Genomic DNA, 11598 nt, shown 5'->3' with positions numbered 1-11598 from the left:
AAATGTCCCGATTCGGGGTACCGTTTTCGTGGACAGGCCCGCAACGTCGTCAGGTCCGCGCATGGAATGGTTCATCGCAGACGAATACTGGTTGGCCCGACAGGTATTGCAGCGGGGGACCGCCGCGATCTACCTGATCGCGTTCATCGTGGCGGCCCGGCAGTTCCGCGGCCTCCTCGGTTCTCGAGGCCTGCTGCCGATTCCGCGATTCCTGGCTGCCAACTCATTCCGTAGCGCCCCGAGCCTGTTTCAGTTTCACTACAGTGACCGCTTCTTCGCCGGCGTGTGCGCAACGGGGGCGCTGCTCTCCGCCGCTCTGCTCGCCGGCTGCGGAGACATGGTGCCGCTGTGGGTCGCGATGCCGGTCTGGCTGCTCCTGTGGGCGTTGTACCTGTCGATCGTGAACGTCGGCCAGACGTGGTACTCGTTCGGGTGGGAATCGCTGCTGCTGGAAGCCGGGTTCCTGGTGATCTTCCTGGGCAACGACGACGTCGGCCCGCCGCTGCTGGTGCTGTGGTTGGCTCGGTGGTTGGTGTTCCGGGTCGAGTTCGGTGCCGGGTTGATCAAACTCCGCGGTGATCCGTGCTGGCGCAACCTCACCTGCCTGTACTACCACCACGAAACGCAACCCATGCCGGGGCCGCTGAGCTGGTTCTTCCATCACCTGCCCAAGCCGCTGCACCGAATCGAGGTGGCCGGCAACCACTTTGCCCAACTCATCGTGCCGTTCGCCTTGTTCGCCCCGCAACCGGTGGCCAGCGGGGCCGCGCTCGTCGTGATCATCACCCAGCTGTGGCTGGTCGCGTCGGGCAACTTCGCCTGGCTCAACTGGATCACGATCGTCCTGGCCTTCAGTGCGGTGTCGGATTCCAGTGCCGCCGCACTTTTCCCGGTTCCTGAACATCAATTCGGCCCGACCCCAGTGTGGTTCATCGTGACGGTGGTCGGCTTCGCGGTCGCGGTGGCGGTGATGAGCTACCTGCCGGCCCGCAACCTCATCTCGAAACGTCAGCGGATGAATGCCTCGTACAACCGGTATCACCTGGTGAATTCCTACGGCGCGTTCGGCACTGTCGGGCGCGCCCGTGACGAGGTGGTGTTGGAGGGCACCTCGAACGCCAGCCTGGGTGAGCACACCGTGTGGAAGGAGTACGAGTTCAAGGGCAAGCCCGGCGATGTCCGTCGATGGCCGCGGCAGTTCGCGCCCTATCACCTTCGGTTGGACTGGCTGATGTGGTTCGCCGCCATCTCACCGGCGTACGCCCACGGCTGGCTGCGCATGTTGCTGACCCGGCTGCTGGAGAACGATCGAGACACGCTGAAGCTGCTGCGGTGCAATCCCTTCCCGGACGATCCGCCGCGATACGTGCGGGCGAAGCTGTACCGGTATGAGTTCAGCACGTGGACCGAGCTGCGGCACGAACACGTCTGGTGGCACCGCATATCGCTGGGTGTGTACGTGCCGCCGCAATCGTTGCCGGCAGGCCGCTCATCGGCCGGAGCGCAGTGAGCGCTGGTAGCGGCGCATCCCGGCGAGCCACCGATCGTAATCCGAACCCTTGTGCCGGTACATGTCGAGCACCTGCGGGTGCGGCAGCACGAGAAATCGGCCCGACTGCACGGCCTCGACCGTTGCGGTGGCCACCTGCTCAGCGCTGATGACCTCGCCGGACTGCACGATCGACGCGGCGCCGGCCGCGGCGTCCGGATCGGCCGAAGTGCGTACCGCGTCGAGGAGTGGGGTGTCCACACCCAGCGGGCACACACAGCTGACCCCGATGTTGTCATCGCCGTAGGTGATGGCCAGCCATTCGGCGAAGCCGACCGCGGCGTGCTTGCTCACGGCATACCCGGCGGCTCCGATCTGGGACAGCAGACCGGCCGCCGAGGCCACGGATACGAAGTATCCGCCGCCGCGCGACAACCATTGCGGCACAAGCACCTGCGCGGCGCGGATATGTGCGCGCAGGTTGACGTCGAGAATAGCGTCCCAGCTCTCGTCGGTGCCGAGGCCCGGCGCGCCGAGGATCCCGGCGTTGGCGACGTAGATGTCGGCCGGACCGAACTCGGTGGCGGTCAGCTCCTCGATATCGGCGGTGGCGCCTGCGTCGGCCCGAACACCGAGCGCCTGTCCGCCGGCCGCCAGGATCTGGGCGGCAGTCTGCTCGGCCGACTCCGCATCGAGATCGGCGGCGACCACCCGGGCGCCCGCCGCGGCGAACGATGCGGCCAGCGCACGGCCGATTCCCGATCCGGCGCCGGTGATGATCGCGACCGAGTTCTCAATCTGCATGCCTCCTGCTTACAGCCGGTCCTCCTTGAGCGCCAGTGCCGTGGTGCCCTTGGTGTAGCTGACTTCCCGGATTCCGAGTGCGTCGTGCAGGCGACCGGCCGGGAGGGTCAGCGGTTTGGGTGCCGGACCGTCGCCAGGATGCGGTAGGGGATAGGCGGTGGTGGTTCCGCTGTAGAATGTCACGTTGCCCTCGATCTTCGAGAACAGTTGGTGCACATGTCCGTTGAGGCAGGTGACCGAAGCGAACCGGCGCAGGTAGCTCAACGCCTGAGTGGCGTCGTCGGTGCCCCAGCCCCAGTCCGGGTACATCGCGAACAACGGAATGTGGCTGAACACCACGATCGGAGTATCCGAAGACAACGGGGCGACGTCCTTTTCGATGAAGTCCAGTTGGTCGACACCCAGGTGGCCCAGCTTCTTCAGGTTCAACGTGTTGACCAGTCCGATGACGTGTACCCCGGCGATGTCGAAGCTGTGCCACCCGTCGCCGCGGGTGCCCGCGCCGAACACCGACCGGTACTTCTGGCCGGCGTCGTCGACCGAATCGTGTTCGCCGGGCACGGTGAACACGTGCGGGGTCTTGAGGCCGCTCATCATCTGCTTGACCTGATCGAACTGTGCAGGCGTGGACAGGTGGGTGAGATCACCGGTGTGAATGACGAAATCCGGGGTGTAGCCCAGCGAATTGATCTGATCGACGGCCCGGCCGAAGGACCCGGCCACATCGGTGTTGGCGGATCCGTTGAACCCGATATGGCTGTCGGAGACCTGGGCGAAACGCACTGTCGGCCCCGATACCACCCCGGAGGGTTTGGCCGCGGCATGCGAGATCACCTCACCGCCGACCACCGCGAGTCCGACCGCGGCGCCGAACCAGGCGCCGTGGCGGATGAGTTGGCGACGGCTCATGGTGTGCGAATCGGTCATGGGGTCACCACCACGGTGCCGTGCATGGAGGGATGTATCGAGCAGATGTAGTCGTAGCTGCCCGGATTGGTGAAGGTGAAGCTGAAGGTGGCGTTGGAGTCCATGCCGGGGGAGCGGAACGAGCCGTCGCCGGCCGCGACGGTGTGCGGTTCCTCGTCGTGGTTGGTCCACGTCACGGTGTCGCCACGGTGCACCGTCAGCGTGGCGGGAGCGAACGTGAAGTTGTCGATGCTCACCGCGGTTCCGGAGATCGGTGCCGGCGGTGTGCTCGACGGTGCGGGCGGGCCCATCGAACCCATTCCGTCCATCGGGGCCATGCCGACCGATGTGCCGTCGGAGGCACTGAAATCCACCGTCGGCGGCGCCGCGGACGGCATACTCGTGCAGGCGGATGCCGTGATCGCGAGGGCGGCGACAGCCGCATGTGCCGGGAGTCGTCGGACCATCGGGACCTCCTTGTGTCAGGGAGCGGTGCGAAACAGTCACCAGGAGATAGCGCGCCGGGTTACACGGGCGGCTGCCGGTCGGGTGTGAACTTCGCGCGCGTGTAACCCGTCGTCCTACCTAGGTGTGCGGAAGTTCTGTGCGGGGCTCCCCGCGACGAAAGGCGGGTGGGATGCGCGATGCCGGCCGAATGTGAGCGCACCGAACTGCGGATCGTGCCGGAGGGGTGTTATCCGAGCTGGGACGCCGTGTACGACGACAACGTGACGTGGGTGTATCGATTGCTATACGCGCGGTTGGGCAGCCGCGCTGACGCCGAGGATCTGACCTCGGAGGTCTTCTTGGCTGCGCTGCGGCCGCTGCGGCTCTCGGCAAGCGTGGCCGAGGTCCGCTCGTATCTCCGGGCCACCGCGCGCACCGTGCTGGCCGCGCACTGGCGGGCGACGATGGGACGCGAGATCACGGTGATCGAGGACGACGTGGCCGCGGCAGAGTTCGAACCGGACAGCGGGACCGACACCGCACCGCAACGTGTCGCCGAGGTCCTGGCCCAACTGCCACCGCAGTACCGTCGCGTGCTCGAACTGCGTTTCCTACAGGGCCGTTCGGTGCGGGAATCGGCGAATGACATGGGGGTCAGCGTTGCCAACGCCAAGGTGCTGCAACACCGGGCACTGCGACTGGCCGCTCAGATCAACGAGGGAGGGTCACGGTGACCAGGCGCGGGGTACGCAAATACGTCGACGATCTACTCGCCGGGCGACGACCCGAATCCTTCCCGGCCGACGACTTCGACGCCGCACAGATCCGCGCGGCGATCGAGCTGCGGGCAGCACGTCCCGACGCGGACGAACCCCGCCCAGAGTTCGTCGATGACCTCAAGAGCCGTATCGCCCAACAGCTTTCCCATGCAGACTCGGACGAACCCGCGCCTGCGCGGCACGGACTGTCGGCCACCCGCCGACAGGTCATCGTGGGCACCGCCGCGGCGGCGACCGCCGCCGTCGCGGCCGTATCGATCGATCATGTGGTCACCGGCCGGGAGCAGCCCACCGAACCTGCGCAGGCCGGCGGCGGTGACCTGGTGCCCAACGACGGCCAGTGGCTGCCGGTGGCGAGAAGCGCCGATCTTGCCGAGGGGTCGGTGCTGCCGTTCGACCTCGGCACCGTGTCGGGATTCGTCCGTCGGGCGGGGGGCACGGTCGACGCGGTGTCGGGGGCGTGCACCCATCAGGGGTGCAAGCTGTGGTTCGACGGGGCTGCGGACAGCCTGCGTTGCCCGTGCCATGTGACATCGTTCTCGCCGGCCGGCCAGGTCCTCAAGCATCAACTTCCGATCGCCCCGAAACCGTTGCCGCACTTCGATGTCCGGGAGCGTGGCGGGAGCATCGAGGTGCTGGCCCCGAGGCCGCCGGCGCGGCCGGCCTGAACCGGATGTAACCACCGTGCGTATCGATAGGTGAAACCTACGGATGCGAGAGGGCCTCCAGATGAACCGATCGATATGCGCTGTGGCAGTGGCAATGGGACTCCTCGGCGCTGCCGCCCCGGCCTCAGCAGCACCCACCGGCGGTACCAGAGCACCGGATGTGGTGCGGGACCTGGCGGCGGCCGGGTACACCGTTCAGATCAACGGGGACAAGGGAGTTCCACTGTCGCAATGCCGGGTGACCGATGTGCACGGGGTGCCCGCAACGCGCACCACCGCGCTGCAGTTCACCACCGTGTACGTCGACGTCGTGTGTCAACAAGACGGATGATCGGGTTATCCGAAGTGCACGCCCTGCGCCAGCGGCAGCTCGGAGGAGTAGTTCACCGTGTTGGTGGCGCGACGCATGTACGCCTTCCAAGCATCGGAGCCCGATTCGCGGCCACCACCGGTGTGTTTCTCGCCTCCGAACGCGCCACCGATCTCGGCGCCCGAGGTACCGATGTTGACATTGGCGATACCACAGTCGGATCCGTCGGCGGCCATGAACCGCTCGGCCTCACGCACATCGGTGGTGAAGATGGCCGAGGAAAGCCCTTGCGGTACCGCATTGTTCAGGGCGATCGCGTCGTCGATATCGTCGTAGGTCAGGACGTAGAGAATCGGCGCGAACGTCTCGGTGTGCACCACCGCGGACTGCGCCGGCATCCGGACCACTGCGGGAGCCACGTAGAACGCACCTTCGTCACCCAGGTCGTGACGCTCACCGCCGAACACCTCGCCGCCATCGGCGCGGGCCTGCTCCAGTGCCCCGACCATGTCGCGATAGGCGCGAGTGTGGATGAGCGGGCCGACCAGGGTGCCGTCCACGCTCGGATCACCGACGGGCAGGCTCTGGTAGGCCGAGACGATTCGGGACACCAGGTCGTCGGCGACGGACGAGTGCACGATCAATCGGCGCAGCGTGGTGCAGCGCTGTCCCGCGGTCCCCGCGGCCGAGAACACGATGGCGCGCACGGCGAGATCCAGATCCGCGGAGGGCGCCACGATCGCGGCATTGTTGCCACCCAACTCGAGCAGCACCTTGCCGAACCGGGCGGCCACGCGTGGGCCCACCTGCTGACCCATCCGGACCGAACCGGTCGCGCTCAGCAGCGCCACCCTCGGATCGTCGACCAGTCGTTCACCCAACTCGCGCCCGCCGAGGATCAGCCGGCTCACTTCGGTCGGCGCACCGGCATCGGTCGCGGCGCGTTCGATCAGCGCCTGACAGGCGATCGCGGTCAGTGGCGTCAGCTCAGAGGGTTTCCACACCACGGTGTCGCCGCACACCAGGGCGATCGCGGTGTTCCACGCCCACACCGCAACCGGAAAGTTGAACGCGGTGATCACCCCGACGACGCCCAGCGGGTGCCACGTCTCCATCAGCCGGTGTCCAGGGCGTTCGGAAGCGATGGTGCGGCCGTACAACTGGCGCGACAGTCCGACTGCGAACTGGCAGACGTCGATCATTTCCTGCACCTCGCCGAGCGCCTCTGAGGTGATCTTGCCCGCCTCCACCGTCACCAGTGTCGCCAGATCTGTCTTGTGCTCGACGAGCAACTCGCCCAGACGTGCCACCAACGCGCCGCGCACCGGTGCCGGGGTGGTGCGCCACGTCGAGAAGGCCTGTGCCGCAGCGGTGATCGCGGCATCGACCTCATCGGAAGTGTCCTCTGGCAGCGTGAACAATACGTCGCCGCTGATCGGGGTGCTGGCGTGCAGACCAGGACCCGGTGCGGTCGGCTCACCGAGTTCGATGCCGGCGCCAATGGAGTTCAGGGCCTGCCGTACCCGCCTCCGCAGTTCCTCCGCGGTGGGGAGGTGGGTCCGTTCGGTGGTGGTCATCGTCTGCCTTTCTGGTTGGTGGCGGCGTTACAGTTCCGACCATGGGTGAAGCCGACGAGCACGCGCTGGACGACACCGACCGGACGCTCGTCCGCGCGCTGGTGGCTGACGGCAGGGCCACACTGGCGCAGCTGGCGGCAGTGGCCGGATTGTCGGTCTCGGCGGTGCAGGCGCGGGTGCGCCGGTTGGAGTCGCGGGGCGTGGTGACCGGATACACGGCGCGGCTGAACCCCGAGGCGCTGGGCAACATGCTCTCGGCGTTCGTCGCCATCACCCCTCTCGATCCGTCCCAACCCGATGATGCACCGGCCCGGTTGCAGCACATCCCCGAAATCGAATCGTGCCACTCGGTCGCCGGTGACGAGAGCTACATTCTGCTGGTCCGGGTGGCCTCGGCGCGGGCGTTGGAGGACCTGCTCCAGCGGATCAGGACCGCTGCCAACGTCCGCACGCGCAGCACGATCATCTTGCAGACATTTTACAGCGGGCGGGACTACGTTCCGTAACAATTACTGTCTACGCCGATATTTGCCGTAAAGATTCCGCTAAGATGGTGTCATGACTGCAGTGTTGACACCTACGCCGCAGGTAACGCCTGACCGGGTACGAGCCGTCCTGGCCCGCAGCATCCTGACCGATGGCTTCGATTTCGTCCTCGACCTCGACCGCTCCCAAGGCTCCTACCTGGTGGATGCGCGTACCGGCGACCGCTTCTTGGACATGTTCACCTTCTTTGCCTCGTCGGCGCTCGGGATGAACCATCCCGCGCTGGCCGACGACGGACACTTCCTGGCCGAGTTGGCGCGGGCCGCGGTGAACAAGCCCAGCAATTCCGACGTCTACAGCGTGCCGCTGGCCCGCTTCGTCGACGCCTTCCGCCGGGTCCTCGGGGACGCGGACCTCCCGCATCTGTTCTTCGTCGATGGCGGAGCGCTGGCGGTCGAGAATGCCCTCAAGGTGGCGTTCGACTGGAAGAGCCGGCACAACGAGGCCCGCGGGATCGACCCGGCCCTCGGTACCAAGGTGCTGCATCTGCGCGGAGCCTTTCATGGCCGCAGCGGATACACGATGTCGCTGACCAACACCGATCCGGTCAAGGTGGCTCGCTTCCCCAAGTTCGACTGGCCCCGTATCGACGCCCCGTACCTGCGGCCCGGGGTGGATATTGCTGCGGCCGAAGCTGATTCGCTACGGCAGGCGAGGGCGGCCTTCGAGGCCCACCCGTACGACATCGCCTGCTTCATCGCCGAGCCGATCCAGGGTGAGGGTGGTGACCGACACATGCGGCCGCAGTTCTTCGCCGCGATGCGGGAGCTGTGCGACGAATTCGACGCACTACTGGTCTTCGACGAGGTGCAGACCGGGTGTGGTATCACCGGAACAGCCTGGGCCTACCAGCAATTGGGGGTCGCCCCGGATGTCGTCGCGTTCGGGAAGAAAACCCAAGTGTGCGGCATGATGGCGGGCCGGCGGGTCGACGAGGTCGTCGACAACGTGTTCACCGTCAGCTCGCGGATCAACTCCACCTGGGGCGGAAACCTGGTCGACATGGTGCGTTCACGCCGCATCCTGGAGGTCATCGAGTCCGACAGACTGTTGCGCAACGCCGCGCTGATCGGCGACCACCTTCTCGGCCAGCTGCGAGAGTTGGCAGTGGATTTCGCCGATACCGTACTCGATCCCAGAGGACGTGGCCTGATGTGTGCGTTCAGCCTGCCCTCGACCGCCGCCCGCGACGAGCTGGTCCGTCGGTTGTGGAGCAGCCACGTCATGATGCTGCCGAGCGGTACCGACTCGGTGCGGTTCCGCCCGGCGCTTACCGTCACGCGTACCGAGATCGACGCGTGCCTCGAAGCGGTCCGGGCTGCGCTGAGATCGCCACTGGCGGGCTAGGGCGCACTCTCCGCCGCCGCCGCGCGGCGCAGGATCGACTTGAGCCTGGGCAACTCGGCCCCGCTCACCAACTCGCACCCGTGAAGTTCGGCGAGTTTGCGTGCAGCCGGGGTGAATTCGTTGTTGGTGACCACCATGGTCCTGGCACAGTCCTGCATCGGAGCGCCCGCGACGACCTCCTGAACGGCTCCGGCCCCCACCGGACGCGACAGGCATTTGCACTGCACAGCAATCCGGTTGGGCCGGCGACCGACGATCAGATCCACCCCCCAGTCGCCGGTGAGAGGGGTCATGATGACCGGCAACCCAGCGCTGCGAGCCACCTGGGCCACGCGGTCCTCGAACTCCAGCCCGGTCATCTGGGTGGCGGTCTGTTCACGGGCGCTGGGTATGCGCGCACCACGGAAGGCCCCCGCCACGAACCGCGGCGTGGCCCCCAAGACCAGCGGCACGAAGAGGCCGATGACCAGGCTCCATGCCGCGTCGACCCCGGCAAGATAGCTCGCAATCGCCGCTGCGCCCCCGGCTGCGATGAAGAGCTTGATCCGAAGCCGTCTCACAGCGCCGAATGTAGACGTCACCTGTGACAATCAAGTGAGGCGCAATGTGCCGGGCGAGTTATTCTCAACCTCGTGACGAGTGACGCGGCCGAGGGGAACCCCAAGTCGCCGATTGAGCATGCCTTTGCCGGCGGCGAGGCGCAGCGGGTCGGTTGGTTCCGGTTCTACTTCGCCGATGAACGCTGGGAATGGTCGCCCCAGGTAGAGCGGATGCACGGGTATGAACCGGGCACCGCGAACCCGACGACCGAGGTGGTGCTGTCCCACAAGCACCCCGAGGACTACGGGCAGGTGGCCGCCACCCTGCTCGAGATGCGGCGCACCTCGGGTGCGTTCAGCACCCGTCACCGGATCATCGATACGGCAGGCGACGTCCACCAGGTCGTCGTTGTCGGCGATCAGCTCTTCGACGACACCGGTGCGGTCATCGGCACGCACGGTTTCTACGTCGACGTCTCACCCTCGATCGCGCAGGCCCAGCAACAGGCGGTCACCGAGGTGGTCGCGGAGATCGCCGAGGCCCGTGGTGCGATCGAGCAGGCCAAAGGCATGTTGATGCTGATCTACCGCCTCGACGAAGATGCGGCGTTCGAGCTGCTGAAATGGCGGTCGCAGGAAACCAATGTCAAGCTGCGCCTGCTGGCCGAGCAGCTGGCACGAGATTTCCTGGCGCTCGACTACTCCGAGACCCTTCCGAGCCGCGTGGTGTTCGACCGATTGCTGCTCACCGCCCACCAGCGGATCCGCCCAGAGGTTTAGCCCGACCCCGTCCTGGGAAGACTCCCGGCGCTGATCCGAAGCGAACTGGGAGAGGGACTCATGACCGCGCCGAACCTGACTGCGCTGGCTTTGGTCTGCAGTCTCAAGCGTCGGCCGGCCGAGTCCAGCAGCGAGCTGATCGCCGATCAGGTCCGCGAGAACCTCGGTGTGCTGGGAGTCGACACCGAGTCGGTGCGGTGCGCCGACTTCATCATCGAGCCCGGCGTCGAAGCGGATATGGGTGGCGCCGACCAGTGGCCCGAGATCCGCAGGAAGATTCTCGACGCCGACATCCTGCTGCTGTCGACACCGGTATGGCTCGGGCATCCATCGAGCATCACGCAGCGCGTTCTGGAGCGGCTGGACGCCGAGTTGTCCAACACCGACGATGCGGGCAGGCCGGTGTTGGCGGGCAAGGTGGCGCTGGTTTCGGTGGTCGGCAACGAGGACGGCGCGCACAAGACCGTGGCCGACCTCTTCCAGGCGCTCAACGACATCGGCTACACCATTCCGGCCCAGGGCTGTACGTACTGGAACGGCGAGGCCATGCACGGCACCGATTACCTGGATCTCGACGAGGTGCCCGGTCCGGTCGCCGACGCTACCGCCGCGGCCGCGCGCAACGCAGCGCACCTGGCCGGACTGCTCAAGGTCGGCCAGTACCCGCGTTACGAGTGAGAGGGAGAAATGATGAAAGGTCCTGACGACCCCGTCGACCACACCAGGACAACCCGACCCCATGCCGGCGAGTCGATGAAAGACAACCGCAACATGCCCGCGCTGATCCTGGTCGGCGTGGGTCTGGTGATGTTCGTCGCCTGCCTGGTCGGGTTCGCGACCGGCAACACCGGGGTTGCGGTGGTGCTCGCGATCCTGGCGGCCGTGGGGCTGCTGGGTGGCGGTCTGTGGCTGCTAATCGCTCACCAGCGCGTGCGGCGCCTCGAAGAACGCTGGTACGCAGAGCATCCCGATGTGATCAGGCAATCGCCGAACAGCTGACGTGAATAAACGAGATGGCCCAGCCACCATTGGCTGGGCCATCTCTTCAATCAGGCCGGGCTAGGGACGCTGGCTCGCCTGCTCACGCTTTTCGGCGGCCTTCGCGCCTGCCCGAGCCGATTCGGCTTCGGCTTCCTTCTTGGCGGCGTCTTGCTGGGCGTCGGCCTTGTCCTGCTGGGCTTTACCCTCGCGCACAAGATCTTCGCGGCCGGTCACGGTGCCGACAGCTTCCTTGGCCTTACCCTTGACGTCCTCGACGACGCCCTTGATGCCTTCTTCAGGTCCTGAGTTCTTCTCGGTCATGCTCTACCTTTCCGCTTCAGGAGTGGATTGGTGTTTACTACGCGGCTTCTCCACGCACATCTTGGATTCCCTGATGCGCAGGCACTAAACGTGAAGTGCCGAAT

Annotated in this window: 15 protein-coding genes; 9 read left to right on the top strand and 6 right to left on the bottom strand. The window is 66.3% G+C overall.

Annotated elements, in window-relative coordinates:
- The first annotated feature begins 61 nt into the window (after positions 1–61).
- Positions 62–1510 (top strand): lipase maturation factor family protein, encoded by a 1449-nt coding sequence (locus AC4ELH_RS15155; RefSeq protein WP_498885210.1) that lies wholly within the window; start codon positions 62–64, stop codon positions 1508–1510.
- On the opposite strand, the gene AC4ELH_RS15150 is transcribed toward AC4ELH_RS15155, so the two are convergent.
- Genes AC4ELH_RS15150 through AC4ELH_RS15140 form a run of 3 tightly spaced genes read right to left on the bottom strand, consistent with a single transcriptional unit; the run spans position 1490 to position 3528 of the window.
- Positions 1490–2293: an SDR family NAD(P)-dependent oxidoreductase gene (locus tag AC4ELH_RS15150; RefSeq protein ID WP_498885208.1), complete on the bottom strand. Its 804-nt coding sequence runs from the start codon at positions 2291–2293 to the stop codon at positions 1490–1492. The two genes, AC4ELH_RS15155 and AC4ELH_RS15150, sit on opposite strands and share 21 nt — an antisense overlap.
- Positions 2294–2302: 9 nt before the next feature.
- Entirely contained in the window at positions 2303–3220 is a 918-nt protein-coding gene (locus tag AC4ELH_RS15145; protein ID WP_498885206.1) for a metallophosphoesterase family protein, read from the bottom strand.
- Positions 3217–3528: a cupredoxin domain-containing protein gene (locus AC4ELH_RS15140; RefSeq protein ID WP_463805914.1), complete on the bottom strand. Its 312-nt coding sequence runs from the start codon at positions 3526–3528 to the stop codon at positions 3217–3219. Before AC4ELH_RS15140 ends, AC4ELH_RS15145 begins: the two co-directional genes overlap by 4 nt.
- Positions 3529–3843: 315 nt before the next feature.
- On the opposite strand from AC4ELH_RS15140, the gene AC4ELH_RS15135 reads away from it, so the two are divergent.
- The 3 genes from AC4ELH_RS15135 to AC4ELH_RS15125 all read left to right on the top strand — a co-directional run bounded on the left by AC4ELH_RS15135 (position 3844) and on the right by AC4ELH_RS15125 (position 5424).
- A complete protein-coding gene (locus AC4ELH_RS15135; protein ID WP_498885204.1) occupies positions 3844–4380 on the top strand; it encodes an RNA polymerase sigma factor in 537 nt (178 codons plus the stop codon).
- The gene (locus AC4ELH_RS15130) at positions 4377–5093 is read left to right on the top strand and encodes a Rieske (2Fe-2S) protein (protein WP_498885202.1); all 717 of its coding nucleotides are present in this window, start codon (positions 4377–4379) and stop codon (positions 5091–5093) included. Before AC4ELH_RS15135 ends, AC4ELH_RS15130 begins: the two co-directional genes overlap by 4 nt.
- Before the next feature lie 94 nt (positions 5094–5187).
- Positions 5188–5424 (top strand): hypothetical protein, encoded by a 237-nt coding sequence (locus AC4ELH_RS15125; RefSeq protein WP_498886169.1) that lies wholly within the window; start codon positions 5188–5190, stop codon positions 5422–5424.
- A gap of 5 nt (positions 5425–5429) precedes the next feature.
- Here AC4ELH_RS15125 and amaB read toward each other — a convergent pair whose 3' ends face one another.
- Positions 5430–6980, bottom strand: a complete 1551-nt coding sequence (gene amaB / locus AC4ELH_RS15120) for an L-piperidine-6-carboxylate dehydrogenase (RefSeq protein ID WP_498885200.1) — start codon at positions 6978–6980, stop codon at positions 5430–5432.
- Between the two features lie 41 nt (positions 6981–7021).
- On the opposite strand from amaB, the gene AC4ELH_RS15115 reads away from it, so the two are divergent.
- Both AC4ELH_RS15115 and lat read left to right on the top strand, forming a co-directional pair.
- Positions 7022–7486 carry an Lrp/AsnC family transcriptional regulator gene (locus tag AC4ELH_RS15115; RefSeq protein WP_064886653.1) on the top strand — a complete coding sequence of 155 codons (465 nt, stop codon included), beginning with the start codon at positions 7022–7024 and terminating at the stop codon, positions 7484–7486.
- A gap of 52 nt (positions 7487–7538) precedes the next feature.
- Positions 7539–8873: an L-lysine 6-transaminase gene (lat, locus tag AC4ELH_RS15110; RefSeq protein WP_498885198.1), complete on the top strand. Its 1335-nt coding sequence runs from the start codon at positions 7539–7541 to the stop codon at positions 8871–8873.
- On the opposite strand, the gene AC4ELH_RS15105 is transcribed toward lat, so the two are convergent.
- A complete protein-coding gene (locus tag AC4ELH_RS15105; RefSeq protein WP_498885196.1) occupies positions 8870–9433 on the bottom strand; it encodes a restriction endonuclease in 564 nt (187 codons plus the stop codon). The two genes, lat and AC4ELH_RS15105, sit on opposite strands and share 4 nt — an antisense overlap.
- Positions 9434–9505: 72 nt before the next feature.
- On the opposite strand from AC4ELH_RS15105, the gene AC4ELH_RS15100 reads away from it, so the two are divergent.
- From AC4ELH_RS15100 to usfY, 3 genes are read left to right on the top strand one after another with little or no spacing between them, the layout of a single operon-like run.
- The gene (locus AC4ELH_RS15100; protein ID WP_498885194.1) at positions 9506–10192 is read left to right on the top strand and encodes a PAS and ANTAR domain-containing protein; all 687 of its coding nucleotides are present in this window, start codon (positions 9506–9508) and stop codon (positions 10190–10192) included.
- Between the two features lie 60 nt (positions 10193–10252).
- Positions 10253–10870, top strand: coding sequence for a flavodoxin family protein (locus AC4ELH_RS15095; RefSeq protein ID WP_448442459.1), 618 nt, complete (start codon positions 10253–10255; stop codon positions 10868–10870).
- A 12-nt stretch (positions 10871–10882) separates the two neighbouring features.
- Positions 10883–11191, top strand: a complete 309-nt coding sequence (usfY, locus tag AC4ELH_RS15090) for a protein UsfY (RefSeq protein ID WP_448442461.1) — start codon at positions 10883–10885, stop codon at positions 11189–11191.
- 60 nt (positions 11192–11251) lie between these two features.
- Here the strand turns inward: usfY and mbp1 are convergent, their stop codons facing one another.
- Complete coding sequence (gene mbp1, locus AC4ELH_RS15085) at positions 11252–11494, bottom strand: microaggregate-binding protein 1 (protein ID WP_029107199.1); 243 nt, start codon at positions 11492–11494, stop codon at positions 11252–11254.
- Between the last annotated feature and the right edge of the window lie 104 nt (positions 11495–11598).

It is taken from the genome of Mycobacterium shunyiense (assembly GCF_058270075.1).
Note: the sequence above shows the minus strand (reverse complement) of the source record. Positions and strands in the feature narration are given on the sequence as shown.

Coding starts and splice junctions, on each gene's coding strand:
- mbp1 (WP_029107199.1), bottom strand. CDS start 11,494: ATGACCGAGAAGAACTCAGGACCTGAAGAAGGCATCAAGGGCGTCGTC.
- AC4ELH_RS15095 (WP_448442459.1), top strand. CDS start 10,253: ATGACCGCGCCGAACCTGACTGCGCTGGCTTTGGTCTGCAGTCTCAAG.
- AC4ELH_RS15115 (WP_064886653.1), top strand. CDS start 7,022: ATGGGTGAAGCCGACGAGCACGCGCTGGACGACACCGACCGGACGCTC.
- lat (WP_498885198.1), top strand. CDS start 7,539: ATGACTGCAGTGTTGACACCTACGCCGCAGGTAACGCCTGACCGGGTA.
- AC4ELH_RS15125 (WP_498886169.1), top strand. CDS start 5,188: ATGGGACTCCTCGGCGCTGCCGCCCCGGCCTCAGCAGCACCCACCGGC.
- AC4ELH_RS15150 (WP_498885208.1), bottom strand. CDS start 2,293: ATGCAGATTGAGAACTCGGTCGCGATCATCACCGGCGCCGGATCGGGA.
- AC4ELH_RS15155 (WP_498885210.1), top strand. CDS start 62: ATGGAATGGTTCATCGCAGACGAATACTGGTTGGCCCGACAGGTATTG.
- AC4ELH_RS15140 (WP_463805914.1), bottom strand. CDS start 3,528: ATGGACGGAATGGGTTCGATGGGCCCGCCCGCACCGTCGAGCACACCG.
- AC4ELH_RS15145 (WP_498885206.1), bottom strand. CDS start 3,220: ATGACCGATTCGCACACCATGAGCCGTCGCCAACTCATCCGCCACGGC.
- amaB (WP_498885200.1), bottom strand. CDS start 6,980: ATGACCACCACCGAACGGACCCACCTCCCCACCGCGGAGGAACTGCGG.
- usfY (WP_448442461.1), top strand. CDS start 10,883: ATGAAAGGTCCTGACGACCCCGTCGACCACACCAGGACAACCCGACCC.
- AC4ELH_RS15135 (WP_498885204.1), top strand. CDS start 3,844: ATGCCGGCCGAATGTGAGCGCACCGAACTGCGGATCGTGCCGGAGGGG.